The sequence below is a fragment of the Pseudohongiella nitratireducens genome (assembly GCF_001642735.1).
Taxonomy (GTDB): domain Bacteria; phylum Pseudomonadota; class Gammaproteobacteria; order Pseudomonadales; family Pseudohongiellaceae; genus Pseudohongiella; species Pseudohongiella nitratireducens.
Genome location: NZ_LWHM01000033.1, coordinates 224,921 through 248,517, shown reverse-complemented (window position 1 = coordinate 248,517; position 23,597 = coordinate 224,921). Strand labels below are relative to the sequence as shown.

At 50.2% G+C, this 23,597-nt stretch carries 21 protein-coding genes and 3 tRNA genes; 3 read left to right on the top strand and 21 right to left on the bottom strand.

Annotated elements, in window-relative coordinates; genetic code table 11:
• Positions 1–11 precede the first annotated feature (11 nt).
• The 3 genes from PSCS_RS13635 to PSCS_RS13625 are packed head-to-tail and all read right to left on the bottom strand — an operon-like array spanning position 12 to position 2,245.
• Complete coding sequence (locus PSCS_RS13635) at positions 12–488, bottom strand: hypothetical protein (protein WP_068812631.1); 477 nt, start codon at positions 486–488, stop codon at positions 12–14.
• On the bottom strand, positions 488–991 hold the full coding sequence (locus PSCS_RS13630) for a hypothetical protein (protein WP_068812630.1): 504 nt from the start codon (positions 989–991) through the stop codon (positions 488–490). The genes PSCS_RS13635 and PSCS_RS13630 overlap by 1 nt, the downstream gene beginning before the upstream one ends.
• Entirely contained in the window at positions 992–2,245 is a 1,254-nt protein-coding gene (locus PSCS_RS13625; RefSeq protein ID WP_068812629.1) for an EAL domain-containing protein, read from the bottom strand. It lies immediately after the preceding gene.
• A gap of 268 nt (positions 2,246–2,513) precedes the next feature.
• On the opposite strand from PSCS_RS13625, the gene PSCS_RS13620 reads away from it, so the two are divergent.
• A tRNA-Pro gene (locus PSCS_RS13620) sits at positions 2,514–2,590 on the top strand.
• 153 nt (positions 2,591–2,743) lie between these two features.
• Here the strand turns inward: PSCS_RS13620 and PSCS_RS13615 are convergent.
• From PSCS_RS13615 to uvrB, 11 genes are all read right to left on the bottom strand, one after another.
• A complete protein-coding gene (locus PSCS_RS13615) occupies positions 2,744–5,653 on the bottom strand; it encodes a TonB-dependent receptor domain-containing protein (RefSeq protein ID WP_068812628.1) in 2,910 nt (969 codons plus the stop codon).
• A 366-nt stretch (positions 5,654–6,019) separates the two neighbouring features.
• Positions 6,020–6,376, bottom strand: coding sequence for a MerR family transcriptional regulator (locus PSCS_RS13610; protein ID WP_068812627.1), 357 nt, complete (start codon positions 6,374–6,376; stop codon positions 6,020–6,022).
• Positions 6,360–6,665, bottom strand: a complete 306-nt coding sequence (gene ihfA, locus PSCS_RS13605) for an integration host factor subunit alpha (RefSeq protein WP_068812626.1) — start codon at positions 6,663–6,665, stop codon at positions 6,360–6,362. Before ihfA ends, PSCS_RS13610 begins: the two co-directional genes overlap by 17 nt.
• 2 nt (positions 6,666–6,667) lie before the next feature.
• A complete protein-coding gene (gene pheT, locus PSCS_RS13600; protein ID WP_068812625.1) occupies positions 6,668–9,064 on the bottom strand; it encodes a phenylalanine--tRNA ligase subunit beta in 2,397 nt (798 codons plus the stop codon).
• Positions 9,065–9,103: 39 nt separating this feature from the next.
• Positions 9,104–10,120: a phenylalanine--tRNA ligase subunit alpha gene (pheS, locus tag PSCS_RS13595; RefSeq protein WP_068812624.1), complete on the bottom strand. Its 1,017-nt coding sequence runs from the start codon at positions 10,118–10,120 to the stop codon at positions 9,104–9,106.
• Between the two features lie 82 nt (positions 10,121–10,202).
• Entirely contained in the window at positions 10,203–10,562 is a 360-nt protein-coding gene (gene rplT, locus PSCS_RS13590; protein WP_068812623.1) for a 50S ribosomal protein L20, read from the bottom strand.
• A 38-nt stretch (positions 10,563–10,600) separates the two neighbouring features.
• Entirely contained in the window at positions 10,601–10,795 is a 195-nt protein-coding gene (rpmI, locus tag PSCS_RS13585) for a 50S ribosomal protein L35 (RefSeq protein WP_068812622.1), read from the bottom strand.
• 71 nt (positions 10,796–10,866) lie between these two features.
• Entirely contained in the window at positions 10,867–11,397 is a 531-nt protein-coding gene (infC, locus tag PSCS_RS13580) for a translation initiation factor IF-3 (protein ID WP_068812621.1), read from the bottom strand.
• Positions 11,398–11,432: 35 nt separating this feature from the next.
• Positions 11,433–13,364 (bottom strand): threonine--tRNA ligase, encoded by a 1,932-nt coding sequence (gene thrS / locus PSCS_RS13575; protein WP_068812620.1) that lies wholly within the window; start codon positions 13,362–13,364, stop codon positions 11,433–11,435.
• Positions 13,365–13,439: 75 nt separating this feature from the next.
• Positions 13,440–13,516 (bottom strand) — tRNA-Val (locus PSCS_RS13570).
• Positions 13,517–13,665: 149 nt separating this feature from the next.
• Positions 13,666–15,681, bottom strand: coding sequence for an excinuclease ABC subunit UvrB (gene uvrB / locus PSCS_RS13565; protein ID WP_397387475.1), 2,016 nt, complete (start codon positions 15,679–15,681; stop codon positions 13,666–13,668).
• A gap of 191 nt (positions 15,682–15,872) precedes the next feature.
• Between uvrB and PSCS_RS13560 the strand changes: the two genes are divergently transcribed.
• Positions 15,873–15,947: transfer RNA gene (locus PSCS_RS13560), tRNA-Asn, on the top strand.
• 202 nt (positions 15,948–16,149) lie between these two features.
• The gene (locus tag PSCS_RS13555) at positions 16,150–16,725 is read left to right on the top strand and encodes a peptidylprolyl isomerase (RefSeq protein ID WP_068812618.1); all 576 of its coding nucleotides are present in this window, start codon (positions 16,150–16,152) and stop codon (positions 16,723–16,725) included.
• On the opposite strand, the gene PSCS_RS13550 is transcribed toward PSCS_RS13555, so the two are convergent.
• The 7 genes from PSCS_RS13550 to rpsA form a co-directional block, all read right to left on the bottom strand.
• Positions 16,722–18,701 carry a polysaccharide biosynthesis protein gene (locus PSCS_RS13550; protein WP_308426170.1) on the bottom strand — a complete coding sequence of 660 codons (1,980 nt, stop codon included), beginning with the start codon at positions 18,699–18,701 and terminating at the stop codon, positions 16,722–16,724. The two genes, PSCS_RS13555 and PSCS_RS13550, sit on opposite strands and share 4 nt — an antisense overlap.
• A 14-nt stretch (positions 18,702–18,715) precedes the next feature.
• Positions 18,716–19,744 carry an MraY family glycosyltransferase gene (locus tag PSCS_RS13545; RefSeq protein WP_158662875.1) on the bottom strand — a complete coding sequence of 343 codons (1,029 nt, stop codon included), beginning with the start codon at positions 19,742–19,744 and terminating at the stop codon, positions 18,716–18,718.
• Positions 19,745–19,848: 104 nt separating this feature from the next.
• Positions 19,849–20,235 (bottom strand): ComEA family DNA-binding protein, encoded by a 387-nt coding sequence (locus PSCS_RS13540; RefSeq protein ID WP_068812616.1) that lies wholly within the window; start codon positions 20,233–20,235, stop codon positions 19,849–19,851.
• A 107-nt stretch (positions 20,236–20,342) separates the two neighbouring features.
• Positions 20,343–21,050 carry an orotidine-5'-phosphate decarboxylase gene (gene pyrF / locus PSCS_RS13535; protein WP_106387120.1) on the bottom strand — a complete coding sequence of 236 codons (708 nt, stop codon included), beginning with the start codon at positions 21,048–21,050 and terminating at the stop codon, positions 20,343–20,345.
• Positions 21,047–21,403 carry a LapA family protein gene (locus PSCS_RS13530; protein ID WP_157885721.1) on the bottom strand — a complete coding sequence of 119 codons (357 nt, stop codon included), beginning with the start codon at positions 21,401–21,403 and terminating at the stop codon, positions 21,047–21,049. Before PSCS_RS13530 ends, pyrF begins: the two co-directional genes overlap by 4 nt.
• A 44-nt stretch (positions 21,404–21,447) precedes the next feature.
• On the bottom strand, positions 21,448–21,738 hold the full coding sequence (gene ihfB / locus PSCS_RS13525) for an integration host factor subunit beta (RefSeq protein ID WP_068812614.1): 291 nt from the start codon (positions 21,736–21,738) through the stop codon (positions 21,448–21,450).
• Between the two features lie 60 nt (positions 21,739–21,798).
• Positions 21,799–23,475: a 30S ribosomal protein S1 gene (gene rpsA / locus PSCS_RS13520; RefSeq protein ID WP_068812613.1), complete on the bottom strand. Its 1,677-nt coding sequence runs from the start codon at positions 23,473–23,475 to the stop codon at positions 21,799–21,801.
• Positions 23,476–23,597 lie beyond the last annotated feature (122 nt).

Sequence of the window (23,597 nt, the reverse complement as noted above, 5' to 3'; positions counted from 1 at the left end):
CGCGCAATATATTAAACAATATGCCCTATCCAGCGCCCCGACAGTACAACACCTGACCACAGCAACAGTGACAGGCCAGCCTGCCAGGCTGCTAACGTTCCGGGGGCGTCTGTACTCGCCAGTTTGCGCAGACTAAGATGCAGAAGCAACATATTTAAACCCGCAGCCAGCATGAGCAGCATTTTCCACTGAAATGCCGGGTTCAGCACATGTGCGCTGGCACGGGTAATAAACAACGCGCCTCCCGTTACGACCGACGCACTAAAGCTGACCCAGATCCAGGGCAACCAGCTGCGCATCGTCTCTTTTACCGGAACCTGCTGCCAGCGGCCCATCATCAACCCCAGATCCAGCCAGAACAAGGCTGCCAGCATGAAGGCAAAGGCAAGTACATGAAGTGAATTAAAAAGCGGAAACAGCCAGGTCGCACCAATCGCACCAGCGAGCGAGGTATACTCCAGTTGTAACCAGAACTCACTGTCCAGCATTAGAAGTCCCCTGGCCAGAACAGGTACTCAGAATAGGCAATCCAGCGCCCTGCCAGTATCAGTGCTACCCATACCATAATCGTTATGACTGCCAGCAATTTCAGATACCAACGCGATTCCAGTTGTCGACGATAAATAAGCAACACCGCAATCGCCAAAGGCAAACCCACCAGCAATAATCCAGCTTTGATACTGAACACCGGGTTGGACGCGTAGCGATAAGGTCTGGCCAGGAAAAAAGGCAGCCCTGAGCTTAACATCATTCCGATAGCCACCCAGAAACACCGAAATCCATAGGCCCGAAACTGGTGATATTTAAATAACACCGGAGAAGCGGTGAATATGCCTATGGAAGGAAAAATGACGCAGGCAGTCAACAGAACCACACCACTTAAATGAATGGTTTGAACCAGCGGCGGTACAACACTGGCACTACCCAGAAAAGCTCTACTGGCCTCGGTCAGGCTGGTTGAAGAAACCCAGTCTGCAAGCCATGAAAACACTCAGTGCTGTTCCATTATGGTAGTGAGTAACTGATTCTCAGGCATGGGGCGCGCGAAATAAAACCCTTGCGCAATTTTACAGTCCAGCGACTGCAAGGTCTTGGCTTGCTCCTCTGTTTCAACACCTTCTGCAAAGACGTTCAGTGACATATTGTCTCCCAGGGACAATATGGAACGAACCAGTCCTAATGCCTGTTTGTCATCCAGCATCTGACCAACAAAACTCTTATCAATTTTCAATGTCGAAACAGGATAAGTATGCAGGTAGCTCAGGGCAGAATAACCCGTACCAAAATCATCAATGGCAATAGACATGCCACTTTGCCGACATCGGTTAAGGAGCCCCCTCACCTGATCAGATTGTCGCAGTAACAAACGCTCCGTTATTTCCAGATGCAGGTGTCGTGCTTCCAGCTCATGCTTCTCAAGAATCAGCAACAAACGATCCAGCATGGCCGGATCATTGAAATCTTGGGCAGACACATTAACGCTGACAAAAATCTCTCTGTTACCCGTCTGGTCCTGGATACGTCGCAGTGCAGCCAAGGCATGCTCAAACACCCACCAGGTAGCATCTACAATTAGCCCGGTATCTTCGGCCATGGGTATGAAACTATCCGGCGCCATTCGGCCATGAACCGGATGCTGCCAACGCATTAAGGCCTCTATTCCCAAAATCTTCCTGTTATCCAGAGAAACCAGGGGTTGGTATTCCAGCAGTAACTGATCATTGGCGATGGCTAACCTGAATTCTTTTGCCACTTTCACAGAAGCCAGGACCTGGCTAAGCTCCGTACTGCTCTTTTCCGTCTGTTCCAGCATATCGCTATGGTTGGCAAGACCTTTGAGGTCTTCGGTGCGAAGCAACACATCGCGATAGCGCAACAGAATCAGCCGCGTCACTAACGCGACCAAAGGACTGGCATTGGCTAATGCTTTGGAGAAATCGCTCTTGGAAATTTCCAGTAACCGACAATCATCCATAGCGATAACCGTTGCACTTCGAGTACCGTCATCAACAATGGCCATTTCCCCTATCAGGTTACCTGCACTTCGGGTACCAACTTCTACAACGGTATTGTCTGAGCGTCGCACACTGATTGATACACGACCGCTTAAAATAAAATAAGCACAATTGCCAGACTCTCCTTGCGAAAGGATGGTGCTGCCAGCACGAAAGAACTTCTCTATCTGTGAATCATCCAGGCTTTCCAGCTCGGACGATACAGTGTAATCAGAGAATGGCGGGATCATAATTAAAGGAACCTTTCGCGGTCCGGTTAAGGAATCAAGGAAGTAAGATGAGAGTGTACGACGAGCCAGTGTTCGATCCAAGCAGAGATGCATGGAATTGTGATCTGAACGGCGACTTTATTGCAATTCCAGGAGGAATTCCTGTGCCAGAGGCCAATGAGATACAAACTGGCTAAAGATGAAGCTTATTCTGCACAGTGACTGAGTGAATTCAATCGCATTACTCTTGCAAGATATGGCCAGCGCAGTATAATGCCCGATCTCAATTCGGGGCGTAGCGCAGTCTGGTAGCGCACCACACTGGGGGTGTGGTGGTCGTAGGTTCAAATCCTGCCGTCCCGACCAAATTGTAGTGAAACAGCGGCTAATGCCGCTGTTTTGCATTCTGGAGACGCAGTTTTTACACACTGCTACTCATGAATATAGATTCTGTTGCTTACATAAAAAAAGGCCGCTCACGCAAGTGAACGGCCTTTTCTATAACTGCTAGCTAAGTACTTACAGGTCGAATGTTACACGACCGTAGACCATGCGGCCTGTTGGATCGTACAACACGGACTCCATGCCGCCCAGCATAGGGACTTTCTGCGGCAGACGGTCAAACAGGTTGCGGGCACCCACGGTGAATGCAAACTCGCCACCCAGACCTTCCAGACCAGAATACGTGTAGCTGGCGTCTGTGATGGTAGAAGCACGCAGTACGCTTACGTCACGATAGTTGCTGAATGGCAGCAAACGCTGGAACGAGAACTTGTCTGCGTCAAACGTGATCTCATCGATATAGCGAACGATGATGTTGGCAGAATGGTTATCCATAGACCAACCCAGGCTCGCGTTAGCCTTGAATTCCGGCATCGGCGGTACGGCACCTGTGAGTGCGTTCTGATTGCCAACAGCTTCGACTTCAGGACGGTCCTCTGACAATTGATAGGAGTAGCTATCAACATAAGTACCATCCAGGCCCAGGTTGAAGGTACCAAAATCACGTGTTCCAAACATGTAGGCCACTTTCAGATCGAATGCTTTAACAGACATTTTGGAAGCATTGGTGTCACTGGTGATAATACGATCAATCTGTGCCAGATTGTTCGGATCACGCTGGATACGATCATCAGACAAGGGGTTCGCTACCCAGGCAGCAACCAGGTCCATTGGTGGTTTATCAGCACCGTTATAGCCAGTCGCCTGCTGGAAGTTGAAGTAATCTCGAGCCAGGATATCAGCCGTTGTTGAGCTGATAATACGGTCTTCAAAATCTGTCTCGCTGTAATCCAGGGCCACAGTCAGACCATCCATTGGCTCAATAGTGACACCCAGGCTCATTGTTTCGGCAGACTCAGGGACCAGGTCCGGGTTACCACGAGAACAGTTCGCAGTGAACGCAGCAAAGCTAGTCAGTGGATCGGAAACGTTAGTCAGACCACAAGACTCAGGCGCATTCAACTGATCCAGTGAAGGTGCAATGAAGGAAGTACCCTGAGTGGCACGCAGTGTCAGCCAGTTAGTCGGGATATAGACCAGGCCGTATTTCGGATCAGTGGATGACTGCCCTGTGCTGTATTTCTCATTACGGACGGCAACCTGTGCTTCCAGGGTGTCGTGCAGCGGTAATGCAAACTCAGCAAAGTAGGCATCGACAGTTCGACCATCACTGTTTGGGAACAGTTGCGTACCAATGAATACATCACCAGTCAGACTGTGCAGGCTTGGCATGTTGTCAAAGCGATCTTCGCGACGCTGGTAGCCAATTGCTGCACCGATATCACCGCCAGGCAGAGAGAAACCACCGGGAGCAATAACACCGTTTAGTACCAGATCAAAGGTTTGCAGTGATTCCACATCGTTTACACGATTTTGTACATAGGTGGAGTCCGCAACAGCCTGTGAATTCAGGTTACTACCGTCAGGCGACACAAAAGGATTAAAGCAGGCATCACGATCATTCGCGACATCACAGTTCAGTCCTTGAGTCAGTGCGCTCAGACTGAAGTTATTAGCACGACTGTTATCTGTCTGCTCACTGTAGAGATACGTTGCCGAACCTTCCCAACCCTCAATGAAAGGTACAGTAAAGTCAGCACGCAGGGCTGAACGCCAGCCAGATATCAAACCACTACCAACGGTTGCACCATCTGCGCCCAGTTGTGAAGGAAGCGTGCCATGTTTACCCCATGGACGCCATGCTGCAAATCTCACGTCTTCGTTAAATGCAATGCCTGTTGCTGCACCTGAAGCAGGAACAACCTGTCCACTGCTGTCACGATCCGGCACACCGTCGCCATTGCTATCCATGGCGTACAACTGGTTACCGTTGGCATCCACGGCAGGGAACGGGTTGCCGGGCAATTCACCGCGAATGGTTGGTAACTCACCAACCCGGCCACCTGGGTTTGAAGGTGAACCACGGTTAAATGAACGGCGCTTGAAATAGCTCCACTGTCCGGAAATGGTCAGATCTGAACTGAAGTCATACGTCAGGTGAGCAAATGCCTGGCCGGCGTCCTGTGCCGCACGGTAGTCCCAGAACTCACCAAAGTCATACCAGCACTGACCACCGAAGGTAAAGCCATTCGGGTTATTACCCACTTGGCTTGGATCTTCTCGCACTCCGCCACAGTTTGGATCTGAAATTGTGCGGTTTTGGCCTGTCAGGTTACCGTTCTCATCACGAACAGGTACCAGGTAGCGACCCGGGTTTGGTGTGCTTGACGAGGTCAAACCCGCATTCATCTGATCAGGGCGATCGATCATTTTCAGCGTGCCATTTGTCCTGTATTCACCGGCAATAACAATATCCAGGCCATTCCATTCAGTACCAGCCAGCATGCTGACCTGGTCATCTGTGTAATCACCACGATCATCACCCTGACGGTAAACCTCAACCTTCACACCGTCATAAGACTTGCGAGGCACAAAGTTAACTACACCCGCTACCGCCTGCGAACCGTACAGCGCCGCTGCACCATCAGTAACGATGTCCATACGGCCGATAGCGATTTGTGGCAGGAAGGTGTTGACGTTAGTACCGATAACTCGCATGCCATCAACCAGGTTCAGTGTGGCACCGGCCCCAAGGCCGCGCAGGTTAATCGATGTTGCCGTGCTGGACGCACCGGTTAAAGAGTTTTGCGTGATTGATGAGCCCTGGTTAAAACTCAGGTTACTGATCACATCACCCATATTTGGCGTGCCTTGACTGGCGATATCTTCAGCATCAACCTGAAGGATTGGAGAAGCTGCCTGGAACCCCTCAGTACGGCGAATGAAAGAACCGGTAACAACCACTTCTTCGACTTCAGGTGTACTTTCCTGCGCATTTAGTTGCGCAGCGGGCAGCATCATGGATGCTGAAATTGCAGCATATAACAGATTTAATCGCGTATTTTCGAATTGGAACTTCGACTTCATTTTCTGACCCCTTGATAATTCTTTTGATTTTTCCAGGTCGTCGGAGTCGAGGGGGTATAAATGGTAAACAGAGGCGAGCACATCACGTCTATAGTGATGAAATAGCAAACCATTGGCACACGTGCCAGTATCCAGATACCGTAGAACTACCTACCTCGAGCAGTGACTATACTTCTTATTTTTAGCTAACTGCTAAGCAGCTACCAGTATCGGATGACACGCATCCAGACTGATGGCGCAGGAAGGAATATATCATCAGGACAAATTCTGTAAAGGGAAAATTCACAATCTGTGACGGTTTTGTTGCTCAGAACCATCTTTTAAACGCAAATCGTTACGAACCTTTAGCAATCGCAGGTTGCGCAATTAAAGCAGGGCAATTGCGCTTTCCAACTCGCGAATCATCTGTTTCAGCTCAGTTTTTTCAACCGCCGAGCACACCTTCTCCTCAACAGTCTGGCCATTCAGGCGCTGACGCGCTCCACCGATCGTAAAGCCCTGATTATAGAGAAGTGACTTGATTTGACGGATAAGCAGCACATCATCGCGCTGGTAGTAACGGCGGTTACCACGGCGTTTGACTGGTTTGAGCTGAGGGAATTCCTGTTCCCAATACCGGAGTACGTGCGGTTTTACCGCACATAACTCCCCCACTTCACCAATGGTAAAGTAGCGTTTAGAGGGGATTGGCGGAAGCTCTTGGGCTTCACTCGCTTCCTGCATATTTCTCGACCCTTGCCTTTAGCTTCTGGCCAGGACGGAATGTCACGACACGACGCGCTTTAATGGGAATCTCTTCACCAGTTTTGGGGTTCCGGCCGGGGCGTTGTTTCTTGTCACGCAAGTCGAAATTACCAAAACCTGAGAGTTTCACCTGCTCATTACTTTCCAGAGCAATGCGGATCTCTTCGAAAAACTGTTCAACCAGCTCCTTGGCTTCCCGTTTGTTAACACCAAGTTCATCAAACAGGCGTTCTGCCATTTCCGCTTTAGTCAATGCGCCTCTTGCCATGTTCAGTTCCTTAATTCTGCATTAAAAGACTCTTCCAGGCCTTTGACACAGCGATCAATTATCGCATTTATCTCATCGTCACCTAGAGTGCGCGAAGGATGCTGCCAGGTCAAGCCCAGTGCTACACTTTTTTTGCCTTGCCCTAATTTATCACTCTCAAATACATCCAGAACCCGAATATCTGTGACATCTTCTCCAGCAAGTTCCGCCAGGGTTTTCACCATATCCCCCACCTGAACTTTACTATCTACTACACAGGCCAAGTCCCGACTGCTTTCAGGAAAACGGGAGATCGGTTTAAACGAAGGTATGTGTGTGTTCAGCAATGGGCTGAGTGTCAACTCAAATACATACACCGCTCCAGAAATATCAAGCTCACGTTGCAGACGTGGATTTAACTTGCCAAGTTGACCTATACACTGACCATTTATTAGCACGTCAGCACACTGACCGGCATGCAGAGCGGGATGTTCACCAGCCACAAACGTCACTTCATCCTTGACTGAGACAAAATCGAGCAAACTTTCCACATCACCTTTGAGGTCATAAAAATCGGATTTATCTATTGTTCCCGACCAGTGTTTTTCTGTGCGTGGACCATACAGCAGACCGGCCAGGCGATCCGGTTGCTTGATCTCATCGCTGCTCTCATCTTCTTTCAGGAACACCTGACCATTCTCAAAGATACGCACCCGTGTTTGTTGGCGATTGACATTATATTGCAAGGTTGACAACAACCCGGGGAGTAATGATGTACGCATCACTGACATATCTGAGGAAATCGGATTCTGCAATGCTACGGGTGTCGGTTGCGGCTGAATACTCTTTTGCAGCTCGGGCGAAACAAAGCTGTAGGTAATCACTTGCTGATAACCAAGATCCACCAAACGAGAGCGCAAACGCTGTAGCGGCAAAAGCGCTTCAGGTTGAGGCTGCAGCCGCATCGGCGCTGAAGGGCGACGAACCGGCATATTTTCATACCCATAGATTCGGGCCAGTTCCTCAATCAGGTCAGCCTCAATCGCCAGATCGTAGCGATAGCTGGGTATTGTGAACACCAGATCATCCCCAGAGCGGTCCAGCAGCGCCACACCCAGACCTGCCAATACCTGAATAATCTCATCTTCCGAGAATGCTTTACCCAGTAAACGCTCAACATTGTCAGCCCGCAGAGTCACGGTCTTCTCAGGCACTTCGTCACCGGTAACTTCGATGACAGGGCCTGGCTCACCACCTACAATATCCAGCAACAATGCAGTAGCACGCTCTATTGCCAGCGTCTGCAACGCCGGATCAACACCGCGCTCATATCGATGCGAAGAATCCGTGTGCAGACCGTATTTGCGCGCTTTACCGGCAATCGACAAGGGATTGAAGCAGGCGCATTCCAGGAAAACATCCTGTGTTCCCTGGCTGACGGCACTGGACTCCCCGCCCATCACGCCAGCCAGAGCCAGAGGCCCTTCTGCATCAGCAATCAATAAGGTGTCAGACTCCGGTGTTACTACTTTGCCATCCAGCAGAGTTAGTGATTCGTCACCCGTGGCATAGCGAACATAGATGCCTGTCTGCAGTTCAGCCAGGTCAAACGCATGCATCGGCTGCCCCAGTTCCAGTAATACATAATTGGTGACATCAACCACCGGATCGATGCTGCGCAAACCACAACGACGCAACTTTTCCTGCATCCACAGTGATGACTCTGCTTTTATGTTAATACCTTTAATAATGCGTCCCAGGTAACGGTGACAGGCATCAGCAGCATCAATCTGAACCGGAAAAGTATCTGCTACCGAGTGAATCACGGGTGCCTGCTCAAAATCGCTATAGGGCAATTGATTCAACACTGCCACTTCTCGTGCCAGGCCACGAATACTGAGACAGTCGCCACGGTTCGGTGTCAGGTCAAGCTCCAGATACTGATCATCAAGATTTAAGTACTGGCGAAAATCTTCACCAACCGGCGCATCACTGGCAAGCTCCATCAAGCCATCAGCGCTTTCTGCCAGCCCTAACTCTTCTGCTGAACACAGCATGCCGAAGGACTCAACGCCCCGCAGTTTCGCCTTTTTAATACGGAAAGGTTTTTCATCTTTATCATTGCCCAACTCAGCATTAATTCGGGCAAAGGGAACTTTCAGCCCTGACCTGACATTGGGCGCACCGCAAACCACCTGGTAAACACTCTCACCATCATTCACCTGGCAGACGCGCAATTTATCCGCATCCGGGTGCTGTACCACCTCAGTCACTTCCGCGACGACAACGCCGCTGAAATCAAAGGCGACACCACCAACCTCATCGACCTCCAGGCCGGCCATGGTGAGTTGGCGGATCAGTGTTTCAGTTTCGAACGGCTGTCCCAGCCACTCTGTCATCCATTGCTTGGTAAATCTCATGATGTCTTGCTCTGCCAGCTTGTCCGGATTAAATTCTAATCAGTTGAATTGCTTGAGAAACCTCAAGTCGTTCTCAAAGAAAAGACGTAAATCATTTACGCCATAACGTAACATCGCCATACGCTCAATACCCAAACCAAAGGCAAAGCCACGGTACTTGTCACTATCGACACCGGCAGATTTCAGTACATTGGGGTGCACCATGCCGCAGCCCAGAATCTCAATCCAGCCTGTTTTCTTGCACACTCGACAACCCTTGCCTTCACACATCACACAGCTCATATCCACTTCTGCCGATGGTTCAGTGAACGGGAAATAAGATGGCCGGAAACGGACGGCAAGATCGGCTTCGAAGAATGCTCTCAGAAAGTCTTCCAGCGTGCCTTTGAGATCGGCAAAGCTGACGTTCTCATCGATGAGCAGGCCTTCAATCTGGTGAAACATCGGCGTGTGGGTCAAATCAGAATCACAGCGATAAACCCGACCAGGGCAAATCATCCGAAAAGGCGGCTTGCTGTTTTCCATGACCCGTATCTGCACAGGTGAAGTATGAGTTCGCAAGACAGTTCCAGGTTGCACATAGAATGTGTCATGCATGGCTCTTGCCGGGTGGTGACCCGGAATATTCAGGGCTTCAAAGTTGTGGTAGTCATCCTCAATCTCGGGCCCTTCTGCAACTTCATAACCAGCAGATTCAAACAGACGTTGAATACGGTCAATCGTCCGGGTTACCGGGTGTAACCCCGCAGTAGACTGGCGGCGACCTGGCAGACTGATATCAAGTGTTTCAGCGGCAAGCTGGTCAGCAAATGCCTTCTCAATCAGCTGCTCACGCTGCTGATCAATAGCCTGCTGTACTTCTTTTTTAGCCTGGTTAATTTTCTCACCGGCTGCAGGTCGCTCTTCCGGTGGTAATTTGCCAAGACTTTTCAATAATCCAGTCAACTGACCCTTCTTGCCGAGATAGTCGACACGCAACTGATCCAGCGCGCGCTCATCCTTCGCTTCAGCAATATCCTTCAGGGCTGTTTCCGTTAAACTCTGTACTTCCGACATGGGTCAATTCCGCCTCACCATGAATGCACAAAGCCGGCACGGGCACTAGGTCCCGAACCGGCTCTGTCGAATCAGCTCCAGCTTACTGTGCCAGGCTGGCTTTAGCCTTTTCTACCAGGGCAGCAAATGCTGCCTTGTCATGCACAGCCAGATCAGCCATAACACGACGATCCAGTGCAATATTGGCTTTCTTCAGGCCGGCGATCAGCTGGCTGTAAGTCATGCCGTTAGCACGTGACTGGGCGTTAATACGAGTGATCCACAAAGAGCGGAACATACGCTTTTTCGTGCGACGGTCACGGTAAGCATACTGTCCTGCTTTAATGACCGCCTGGAAGGCTACGCGATATACGCGACTACGGGCACCGTAATACCCTTTAGCCTGCTTTAAAATTTTCTTGTGGCGACGACGTGCAACAACGCCTCTTTTAACTCGAGCCATATCTTTCTCCTAAAATACTTTAACTATGACGCACTCAATCAGACTTTACGCAACATGCGATCGATCAACGGTTTATCGCTGGCAGCTACCAGTGATGTGCCACGCAGATGACGCTTACGCTTGGTGGTCATTTTGGTCAGGATATGGCTTTTGTTAGCGCTTTTTCGCTTCCAGCCAGTGGCTGTTTTTTTGAAGCGCTTGGCAGCGCCGCTATGGGTTTTCATCTTGCTCATTTGACTGCAACTCCGCATTTTCCGCCATCACTGGCGCTTTGAGTAATGTTAAATGAAGCCTGAAACGAGTCTCAGGTCTTCTTCTTTTTCGTCGGTGCCAAGACCATTATGATCTGGCGACCTTCCATCTTGGGCATTTGCTCTACTGTGCCGTATTCTTCCAGATCGGTGCGAATACGATTCATGAGCTCAAGTCCAAGATGCTGATGGGCCATTTCCCGGCCACGGAATCGCAGTGATACCTTGGCTTTGTCCCCATCAGTCAGGAAACGTGTCAGGTTGCGTAGTTTTACCTGATAATCTCCCTCTTCCGTCCCTGGCCGAAACTTTATTTCTTTCAGCTGTGTCTTACGCTGCTTTTTCTTGTTAGCAGCTTTCTGCTTCTTCAGGTCGAAGATATGCTTGCCGTAGTCCATAATCTTGCAGACTGGGGGCTGAGCATCTGGCGCTATCAATACGAGGTCCAACTTGGCTTCAGCCGCAGCTTCACGCGCTTCATCGATCGTCACGATTCCTTTTTGCTCACCATCAGCCAGCACTAGCCGAACTTCAGTTGCGTCAATGTTCTCGTTGATGATCGGTTTTTTGGAACTGCTCTTCATATTAGACAGCGTCTTCTCTCCTGTTTAAAAATAGTTTAGTGATCCTGGGATTCCTTTGTTCGACCAAGTTGCGCAACATCCGTTGAAATATGTGCAACAAAGTCTTCAATACTCATGACACCCAAGTCACGTCCATCTTGCGTTCGGACCGAAATCTGGCCATTTTCCATCTCGCGGTCTCCTGCCACCAGCAAATAAGGTACCTTCTGCATAGTGTGCTCGCGGATTTTAAAGCCGATCTTCTCATTTCTCAAGTCCGCACTGGCACGAAAACCCTTTTCTGCCAGTATTTTACGTACTTTTTCGCAATATTCACCCTGTTTATCGGTAATATTGAGGATCACAGCCTGTTCCGGAGCCAGCCAGGTTGGCAGCGCACCGGCATAATGCTCGATCAAAACACCGATAAATCGTTCAAACGAACCCAGGATCGCGCGATGCAACATAACCGGCACCTGACGACTGCCGTCTTCTGCCACATACTGGGCGCCAAGACGGTCAGGCATGGAGAAATCGACCTGAATCGTGCCGCATTGCTGTATACGGCCCATGCAGTCTTTCAATGAAAATTCGATTTTCGGCCCGTAGAAAGCACCTTCGCCGGGCAACAATTCCCATGGCAGGCCACTGTTGTCCAGCGCCTGTCGCAATGCTTCTTCTGAGCGATCCCAGATCTCATCACTACCCACGCGCTTCTCTGGGCGCGTGGAAAGTCGCAAAATAATCTCATCAAAACCAAAGTCGCGGTACACACCGAACAGCAGCTCCATAAAATCAGCCACTTCGTTCTGAATTGCGTCCTCTGCACAGAAAATATGTGCATCGTCCTGGGTAAAGCTTCTGACTCGCATCAGGCCATGCATGGACCCGGACGGCTCAAAACGGTGGCAGGAACCAAACTCAGCCAGACGCAACGGCAAATCACGGTAGCTCTTCAAACCCTGATTAAACACCTGTACGTGACAGGGGCAGTTCATCGGTTTGATGGCATACATGCGGCTCTCAGACTCTACACTGAACATCTCGTCAGAGAACTTGTCAGCGTGGCCTGAACGCTCCCACAATGAGTAGTCGACCAGCTGCGGTGTACGGATTTCCTGGTAACCGGCATCGTTTTGCACTTTCTGCATGTAATGCTGGATAGTCTGATAAATGGACCAGCCTTTCGGGTGCCAGAACACCATGCCCGGCGCTTCTTCCTGAAAGTGGAAGAGACCAAGCTTTTTACCAATTTTACGGTGATCACGTTTCTGCTGCTCTTCCAGACGGAACAGATAATCAGCCAGCGACTTTTTATCAGGCCATGCTGTGCCGTAAATACGCTGCAACATGGCGTTATTGGAGTCACCACGCCAATAGGCACCTGCAACCGAAGTCAGCTTGAATGCCTTGAACTTGCCAGTGCTTGGCACATGCGGTCCGCGACACAGGTCAATAAACTCGCCCTGCTTGTAGAAGGACAGCGCCTCGTCACCGGGAATACTCTGAATAATATCGACCTTGTACGCTTCGCCCATGTCTTTGAACATGGCGACTGCCTCATCGCGCGTCATCACGCTACGGCTGACAGGAAGGTCTTCTTTCACTATCTTTTTCATTTCCGCTTCGATCTTGCTCAGATCATCAGGCGTAAATGCGCGCTCATAGGCAAAATCGTAATAAAAGCCATCTTCAATCACCGGGCCGATCGTAACCTGGGCTTCCGGGAACAGACGCTGAACTGCCTGCGCCATCAAATGGGCACAAGAGTGACGAATCACTTCCAGACCGTCATCATCACGATCGGTGATGATTGCCAGTTCAGAATCGTCTGTGATCAGGTGCGAGGTATCGACCAGGGTGCCATTAACACGGCCGGCAAGAGACGCTCGGGCGAGCCCGCTGCCGATGGATTCTGCAACTTGCAATACAGTGACAGCTTCGTCAAAACTACGCTGACTGCCGTCCGGAAGAGTGATTACTGGCATAGGATTAGGGTCTGAGTCCGGGTTTACGATATTGCACCGCGCTGTCCCTTCGACAGCTGCCCCGGCAGGAAGAAGTGGTAGGCACGACCAGATTCGAACTGGTGACCTCTACCATGTCAAGGTAGCGCTCTAACCAACTGAGCTACGCGCCTGCAAACAACGGCACAAACATCCCTCTAGACCTGTTTGTCGCCTCTCTGAGCATGAATGTCAAATACCATTCAAACCCGCCGCGGGGTGCCGCTTTCAAAGGAGTGCGATTATAGGGGGTGTTTGACAAAACTACAACAGGAAAGCCGCGCTAAACACCAATTAACGCCTTCTTCAGCTCGGCAACCTGATCCCTCAATGCCGCAGCCTGCTCAAACTCCAGGTTTTTGGCATGCTCAAGCATTTTTACCTCTATTCTGTCGATCTCATGAGCAATTTTTTTCGGGTCATCTGTCGAAATGGCCGCCGTATTGGCAGACTGATAGCCAGCCGCATCTTCGGCAACTCTCTTCTGCTTTTCACCACGACGTTTGCCAACCGCAGCATGCGCTCCCTCCATCACATCAACCACAGATTTGCTAACACCAATAGGAATGACATTATTCGCCTCATTGAATGCCAGTTGGGTCTGGCGACGCCGCTCTGACTCATCCATGGCACGCTGCATCGAGCCAGTGATGCGATCCGCATACAGAATTGCCCGACCGTTCAGATTACGGGCGGCACGGCCAATGGTCTGAATCAACGAGCGATCTGATCGGAGAAAGCCTTCCTTATCCGCATCAAGAATGGCAACCAGAGATACCTCCGGTATATCCAACCCTTCCCTCAACAGGTTGATGCCCACCAGCACGTCAAATTTCCCCAGGCGCAGATCCCGGATAATCTCTGATCGTTCCACGGTATCAATGTCAGAATGCAGGTAGCGCACCCGAACATCATGATCCATCAGGTAATCTGTCAGGTCCTCAGCCATTCGCTTGGTCAGCACAGTCACCAGCACCCTCTCCTGCCGGACCACAATCTGACGAATTTCCGATAACAGATCATCGACCTGAGCTCCTGCAGGACGCACTTCCAGCTGCGGATCAATCAGCCCGGTCGGCCGCACCACCTGTTCAACAACCTGGGCTGAGCGCTCATTCTCGTACTTGCCAGGTGTTGCAGAGACAAAAATCAGCTGCCGGGTATGAGCCTCCCACTCTTCAAAGCGCAGCGGCCTGTTATCCATTGCCGAAGGTAACCTGAAACCATACTGCACCAGTGTTTCTTTCCGGGATCGATCACCCTTGTACATTGCACCTATCTGGGGAATGGTGACATGCGACTCATCAACGATCACCAGCGCATCAGGCGGCAGGTAATCAAATAAAGTCGGAGGTGGCTCGCCGGGATTTCTGCCGGAGAGGTAACGAGAATAGTTTTCGATGCCTGTGCAATAACCAAGCTCACTCATCATTTCCAGGTCGAATTTTGTTCGCTGCGCCAAACGCTGCGCCTCAACCAGTTGATGGTTCTTTTCCAGGTTGTTGACACGCTCATTCAGCTCCACTTTGATGGACTCAAGTGCATCCATCACCTTCTCTCTCGGCGTCACATAATGTGATTTGGGGAATACAGTGAGTCTCGGCACTCTCCGCAGTACTTCACCCGTCAGCGGATCAAAGTAGCTGAGCTCTTCTATCTCATCATCAAACAGTTCGATACGAATCGCATGCTGATCCGAATCAGCCGGATAAATATCGATAACGTCACCGCGGACACGATATGTCGCCCGCTGTAAATCCATATCATTACGAGTGTACTGCATGTCAGCCAGGCGACGCAGTATGTAGCGCTGATCGACGCGATCACCACGATCCAGATGAAGCACCATCTGCAGGTATGACCCTGGGTCACCCAAACCATAGATCGCAGAAACCGTTGCTACCACGATAACATCACGGCGCTCCAGTAACGCCTTGGTAGCAGACAGGCGCATCTGCTCAATATGCTCATTAATCGACGAGTCTTTTTCAATATAAAGATCTGACGACGGCACATAGGCCTCTGGCTGATAGTAGTCGTAGTAAGAAACAAAGTACTCAACTGCATTTTCGGGGAAAAACTCCAGGAACTCACCATAGAGTTGCGCTGCCAGTGTCTTGTTGTGTGCCATGACCAGAGCAGGACGCTGAGTCCGGGCAATGACATTGGCCATGGTGAAGGTCTTACCGGAACCGGTTACGCCCAGCAGGGTTTGCGCATGAAGGCCATCATTCAACCCTTCTACCAGGGTCTCAATGGCTGCGGGCTGGTCACCCGCCGGCTGGAATTTGGAATGCATGTCGAATGGTATACTCATCCCTGTAAGTATACACAGTCATTAACAGAATTCGCATCCCCTGACCCAGGGTCCGTGGAAAACAGATTGAGAGCAACTAAGCTGTAAAAAAATTGTAATTGGCGGTTGACCGTCTGAAAAAATGCCATTAGTATACGCGTCCTGTTGAGGCCACACAGGCCGAACAGCATAGCTGCCCAATAGCTCAATGGTAGAGTAGGTGACTGTTAATCACTTGGTTCCTGGTTCGAGTCCAGGTTGGGCAGCCAACTTCTTAGTTCTCTCCCTATTTTCTCAGCACCCTGATTCCCAAGGCATCCCCCGGACTTTATCTGACCCGTGTTTTATGCCAGCCCCGCCCTTTGAAGTATTCCGCCAGGAACGCTGTTAAGGATAGGTTAAACTGTCGCCTTTCATTATACTTGATACATTAAATGTATTAGCCTCAGTTGATAATCAGGAGTCATCACCATGTTGCGAGCATTCGTAATAGCCACATTTGTCTTGGCCGCGCACTTTGCCAGTGCTGCCGAAAACCCCGTAGTGGAAATGCAGACCAGCAAAGGCAGAGTCGTTATAGAGTTATGGGCAGAGCAAGCCCCTGTCACAGTGGAAAACTTTCTCCGCTATGTTGACGGAGAACTTTATGATGGCTTGATTTTTCACCGTGTCATTCCAGGGTTTATGGTCCAGGGCGGCGGATTTGACCAGGACATGGTAGAAATCTCTACCTTTGATGCCATCAAGAATGAAGCCAAACCGACCCTCAAGAATGACCGTGGCACACTGGCCATGGCACGAACGGGTGTTGTCGACAGCGCAACCAGTCAGTTCTTTATTAACTTGGTTAACAACGACTACCTGAATCAGCGAGGTACATCGCCACGCGATTTCGGATACGCTGTGTTTGCAGAAGTCATTGAAGGAATGGAGGTGATTGACGAGATCGCTACGGTACCTACCGTAACGCGTCGCGGACACCAGGACGTTCCGATGGAACCTGTGGTCATTGAATCAATTCGTCGAATAGAAAGTCAGGCTGATTAGCGTTTTCTAAGCGGCGTCACTTTTGCAGGTGCTGGCTTTGCTGCACCTGCACCTTCAACCGTGACCTTTGCCTCTTCCGGCTTTACATCCCGTTCTCTGTCCATCCATAACGGATCATCAAGCAGACCCTCAGGCTCAAAACCTACCACCGCCACCATTAACAGTTGCCTGATATCTTCGAGACGTAATTCCGCGCAGGCGGTACGTAATGAACTCAGCATGTTTTCCAGCTGCTTCCATGGCAGAAAATCTTCTTCTGCCCGCATGATTTTCGGATGCTCAGTTCCGGTCACCGACTCGCCGATCAGCAATTCTTCAAACAGCTTTTCACCAGGCCGCAAACCAGTGTACTCAATGGCGATATCACCCCGGTAAGCATTCTCGTCTTTTACATCATAGCCCATCAAATGAATCATTTTACGGGCCAGGTCAACAATACGAATAGGTTCGCTCATATCCAGCACAAACACATCCCCGCCACTCGCCATGGATCCGGCCTGGATCACCAGTTGCGCTGCCTCTTCCACGGTCATGAAATAGCGCGTCACCTCAGGGTGAGTAACGGTAACAGGCCCTCCCTGGCTGATCTGACGTCGAAACAAAGGTACAACCGAACCAGACGAGCCCAGCACATTCCCGAACCGAACCATGCTGAAGCAGGTTTTCGGTTTCCCGGCTGCCAGGGCCTGCAATACCTGTTCAGCAAAGCGTTTGGTCGCCCCCATCACATTGGTCGGACGCACCGCTTTATCGGTTGAGATCAGAACAAAATCACGGACATCACAAGCCACCGCAGCCAGGGCCGCCTCTGTCGTGCCAAAGATATTATTGTAGACGCCTTCCACCACATTCTTTTCAACCATCGGCACCTGCTTGTAAGCAGCAACATGGTAGACCGTCTCAATTCCGAATCGCTGCATCACCGCCCGCATCAAGGCCTGGTTACAGACATTACCCAGCACGGCTACCAGTTCTGTCTCATCGGCCTTGTCACGCTGCAGTTCATGCTCCAGCTCATATAAACCGAACTCAAAACTGTCGAGCAGAATCAGCTTGGCTGGTTTAAAGGAAATGATCTGGCGACAAAGCTCTGAGCCAATCGAGCCGGCTGCGCCAGTGACCAGCACTGCCTTGTTTTCGATGCAGGCGCCCATCAACGCCCTATCCGGTGGCACAATATCACGCCCCAGCAGATCTTCAATATCCACATCCCGCACTTCATCAACATGTAACTTTCCTGAACGCATATCGAAAAGTTCAGGAACAGTTTTAACATGCACCGGCAGATGCTCAAGACGATTCAGAATACCCTTGCGCTCTGCATGGGTTGCAGAAGGAATTGCCAACAGAATCTGACGTACAGAATAGTTGCTGATTAACTCACTCAGTGCCCCAGGGCTGTATACGCGTACGCCATTGACAATACTTCCCAGCACTTCCCGGCTGTCATCCACGAAGGCCACCGGCAAATACTGGTTACCACTTTGCAGTGCCGCCAGCAGTTGCATGCCCGAACTACCGGCACCGTAAATAATCACAGGCTCTTTAGGACGGAAATTCTGAATCAGGCTCTGCAACGCCAGCCTGGCAACAAAGCGGCTACCGCCAATAAAAACCAGTGACACCATCCAGAAAACGGGTACCAGCGCATTATTGGGTGTCTCAGGAGCCAGTACGAAGTAATACACTGCACCAAACAATCCGGCCGCAACGGTGACCCCCTGAATAACAATGAAGCCTGACTGGGCTCCCATATAAAGCAAAAGAGCTCGATACAGGCCGATACGGAAAAAACCGGCAACGCTTAAGACAATAACGCCAACACTGTACAACAGGACTGCATCAGACTGCGGCGCGGGGGTGATACCAAGAATATTAAAGCTGAGCCAGGCAGCCAGCGCCAACATAATACTGTCCGCCAGCATCAGCAGAACTTGTTTGGTTGTTCGCGAAAGCGGTACGGTATATAGATTCACTAGCAGTTCCGTTGTCAGTTATTAGTTCGTCCGGCACCCAGCCAGGCTGCCAATATCATTAACGGTACTATACCAGAGAATGCCAGGAACACCCCATTTTCGGGTTGTATCACAGCCAGCCATGCAATGGGAAACAGCCATATGATGTTGACAGCCATAACCAGCAAAGCCACTTTTATGTGGCTGTCAGACTTTCGGCTTAGCTGCTGATAAGCATGGGTTGCATGCCCTTCAGTAATACTGTGCCCTGCCAATAAACGACGAACCAGCGTAAAAGTCGTATCCGCTATAAAACTTCCCATTAGCAGTACCCAGACCCACACCGACAAGCCCATTGCGTAATGGCTGAGCAGGCCTATCACACCCAGGAAATAACCACAGAAGGTACTCCCTGCATCTCCCATGAACAACCGTGCAGGTGTCCAGTTCCAGTACAAAAAACACAGCTGGCAGGCAGCAAGCCCAAGGCAGATCGACATCAGACCGGGCATGGTATCTTTAAGAAAAAATGCACCGGAAAGACTGACAAACAGGCATTGCATTGCAGCCAGCCCATCAATGCCATCCATAAAATTATAGAGATTCAGCAACCAGACCAGGGCAACCACCAGAATGGCGCCCTGAATGATGGCAGGCAGCATTAACCAGCCACTGAAAAAAGCTTCGGGAACTGGCCCCAGCACCCAGAGCGACAGGCTGGCGATCAGAATATGAACGGGTAGCCGGTAGCGAACCGGCAATGAACTGATGTCATCAAGAAAACCAACCACCGCCACCGGCAAAGCCGAGAGCAGGACGACAGTCTGAGCCAGGGTCAGAGCCCCTGTCCAATAAAGTGTGCAGGTATAAAATGCCATTGCCAGCGCAATAGCCATCCCACCTCCCCTTGGTGTAGCCAGGGAATGTGCACTTCTTGCATTCGGCAAGTCAATAACGCGTTGCCGCCAGCGAGTGACCAGCAATACACAGCCAACCCAGGTAATAACCATCGCTGCAATCATCCAGATTATTACCATCGGCGTCAGCTGATCACTTACTATCACATGCTTTTCCATAAGGGCCTCTTACCCGGCCCTGACCTAACAGGGGGCTCCAAAGCCCCCTATTATATCTTTTTGATACCAGCCTTTCGATGCCACGGGTAAAACTAGTCAGCGTCAGACACTCGCATACGTGTTCGGTTACGGGCAAATGTCGCAATACCAATCCCCCTTACCTGCTGAATCTGTTCGACGTCCTTAAAAGCGCCATACTCTTCGCGGTAGGCAATGATGTCCAGTGCCCGGGTCAGGCCAACGCCATCGAGTGCCAGGGCCAGAGTCTCGGCATCAGCGGTATTGATATTAACGGTATCCATGTTAACGGCGGCGGACTGATTCACGGTCTCTTGCGAATCTGGCATCGTGCTGACAGACTCCTGCACTGCATTGACAGGCTGCAGGAAAGATATGGCCATTACCAGTCCGATCATCGCCGATAAATAACCAGGCAGTTGTGATTTCGCGGACCGTGACTGTGATTTTGAAAAACGCATGAGAAACTCCTTTTCTCGATTTAACCAATGAAAGTAGAACACGGGGAGGTAGTGTTGAACACAACTATGCTTCCCCTTTCGTATGTGTTCTAGCACAACATTTGGGGTCAGGCCGCGTTTATTTCGTCAAAAATGGCATTTAACGCCGCCTCTGGGTTTCTGGCCTGAGTAATTGGGCGACCTACGACCAGGTAATTACTGCCTGACTGTATCGCTTCGCGCGGCGTCATGACTCGCTTCTGGTCGCCAGAAGCTGAACCGGAAGGACGAATACCAGGCGTCACCAGGGCAAAGTTCTCACTCAACAGCTTTCTCAACTCAACAACTTCCTTTGCCGAGCAAACCACACCGTCCATCTTTGATTGTTGTGACAGCGATGCCAGTCGCATCACCTGCTCTTCAAGTGAGCGCGAGATGCCCAGTTGTGATAAATCACTTTCCTGCATGCTCGTCAGCACAGTCACTGCTACTAATTTAGGTGCATGTTCAGCACCCGCGACTCCTTCACGCGCTGCCAACATCATTTCCTCACCGCCACTGGCATGCACCGTTAACATCCAGACACCAAGATCTGCTGCTGCGGCACAAGCTTTTCGAACAGTGTTCGGAATATCATGAAACTTCAGGTCCAGGAACACTTCAAAACCTTTATCCTGCACCTGACGAACCAGGTCAGGGCCGGCGTAGGTGAACAGCTCTTTGCCTATTTTTACCCGGCAACGGGCAGGATCGAGCTGGTGGACCATGGCAATGGCTTTATCTGCATTGTCGTAATCCAATGCAACAATAATACGCTTGTTATGCTCCAACCTTATGACTCCTTTGCTGACTCTTTGTCATCTGCTCTGCTGACTTTCCCCAGGCGAATATTTGCCAATTCCTTTTCCAGTTTCCGGATACGCTTTTTCAGTTTGTAATCTCTTATAAAACCAGCACCCAGCAACAAACCACAAACGCCACCGGTGGCGAAAGAAGCAACCACCCAAAAAGAAACCGGCTTAGGGTCAAGTGAAACAATACCAAAAGAAAGCGGTACAGCCTGCGTATTCCATAAACTGAATCCTGCACTGATCAAAATAATCAATAGCAGCAATACGATAAACAACCAGTACTTAAAACGCTCCATGCTCCCCCCTGTATCATCTGAAACAAAAACGGCGAATTGCAATGCATTCGCCGTTTTGTGTGAGACATGCTACGTTTTTGCACCATTTACTGGAACATGGAATCATTCACCCTGTCCCGTAACTCCTTTCCAGGCTTGAAGTGTGGTACATATTTGCCTGCCAGACTGACCGGCGTACCTGTCTTAGGATTTCGACCGACTCGAGGTACGCGATAGTGCAGTGAAAAACTGCCAAAACCACGTATCTCGATGCGACCTCCGTCTGACAACGCCTCGGACATATACTCGAGTACGGCCTTGACTGCAAATTCGCAGTCTTTAGCCCCCAGCTGCGTCTGTTTCGCTGCTATGCGCTCGATCAGTTCCGATTTTGTCATGACGTTATGCTCCTTAAGTACTGACCTCTATTCACCTGAAAAGAGGATGCGACTAATGTCTTACTTCTTTTCCATTTCCGCTTTAATCAGATCACCGATTGTGGTCGGGCCAGAAGCCGGTGCGTCCTGATTTTTGTGTTCCTGGATCGCTGCTTTCTCGTCATCAATTTCGATAGCTTTGATAGACAGACCCAATACACGGTTCTTGCGGTCAATGCTGACGACTTTAACAGTCACTTCGTCACCAGAGTTAAGCACGTTACGAGCATCTTCCACTTTATCACGACTGATTTCAGATGCACGCAGTACACCTTCAATGTTATTGCCCAGATCTATTGTGGCAGACTTGGCTTCAACCTCACCCACAGTACCTTTGACTACACTGCCCTTCTCGAACTCACCAACATAGTTGGCGAAAGGATCATCAGACAGTTGCTTGATACCCAGGGAGATGCGCTCACGCTCAGGATCGATTGACAGAATAACTGTTTCGATCTCGTCACCCTTCTTGTACTCACGGACAGCTTCTTCACCGCTTTCATCCCATGAGATGTCAGACAGGTGAACCAGGCCGTCAATGTTGCCTTCCAGGCCGATAAAGATACCGAAGTCAGTGATTGACTTGATGCTACCGGAAATCTTGTCGCCTTTCTTGTAAGTTTCAGCAAAACGATCCCAAGGATTTTGGAAGCATTGCTTGATACCCAGAGAAATACGACGACGCTCTTCGTCGATATCCAGAATCATCACATCAATCTCATCGCCCAGTTGCACGATTTTAGAAGGATGTACGTTCTTGTTAGTCCAGTCCATTTCAGACACGTGAACCAGACCTTCAACACCTTCTTCCAGCTCAGCGAAACAACCGTAATCCGTCAGGTTGGTAACGCGCGCCTTAACTTTGGTGTTTTCTGGGTAACGTGACTTGATTTCGACCCATGGATCTTCACCCAGTTGCTTCAGACCCAGCGATACGCGGTTACGCTCACGGTCGTACTTCAGTACTTTAACCTTGATTTCGTCGCCAACGTTAACGATTTCACTTGGGTGCTTGATACGCTTCCAGGACATGTCAGTGATGTGCAACAGACCATCTACACCGCCCAGATCAACGAATGCACCGTAGTCAGTCAGGTTCTTGACTACGCCTTTAATGACCAGACCTTCCTGCAGGCTGGCCAGCAGTTCATCACGCTCTTCCGAGCTGACCGCTTCCAGTACGGCACGACGAGAAACAACAACGTTGTTGCGTTTCTGGTCCAGTTTGATCAGTTTGAACTCCAGCAACTGGCCTTCCAGGTGCGTGGTGTCACGAATAGGACGAACATCTACCAGAGAGCCTGGCAGGAAGGCACGAATGTTGTTCAGATCAACTGTAAAGCCGCCTTTGACCTTACCATTGATAACACCCTTGACCACTTCGTTCTTTTCGAAAGCCGCTTCCAGTTCCATCCAGGACTCTGCACGCTTGGCTTTTTCCCGTGACAGACGGGTTTCACCGAAACCGTCTTCTACTGTTTCCAGAGCGACCTTAACTTCATCACCAACATTCAGTGAGAAAGCACCGTCTTCGTCCAGAAACTGATTCTTGGGAATAATGCCTTCTGACTTCAGTCCGGCATAAACTGTAACCCAGTCTGAATCGATGTCGATTACCGTGCCAATAACAATGGCACCAGGCGTCATATCGACGTCTTGCAGACTCTGCTCAAATAAATCAGCGAAACTTTCACTCATGTTTAACCCTGTAATAAATAAACTCGCTGTTCCCGATCATCTGGTCGTCCTGCTTGCTGGCAGGATGCGCTTCCTAAACAATCAGTAAACAGTTTTTTTCAACCGCATACCAGCATATACGG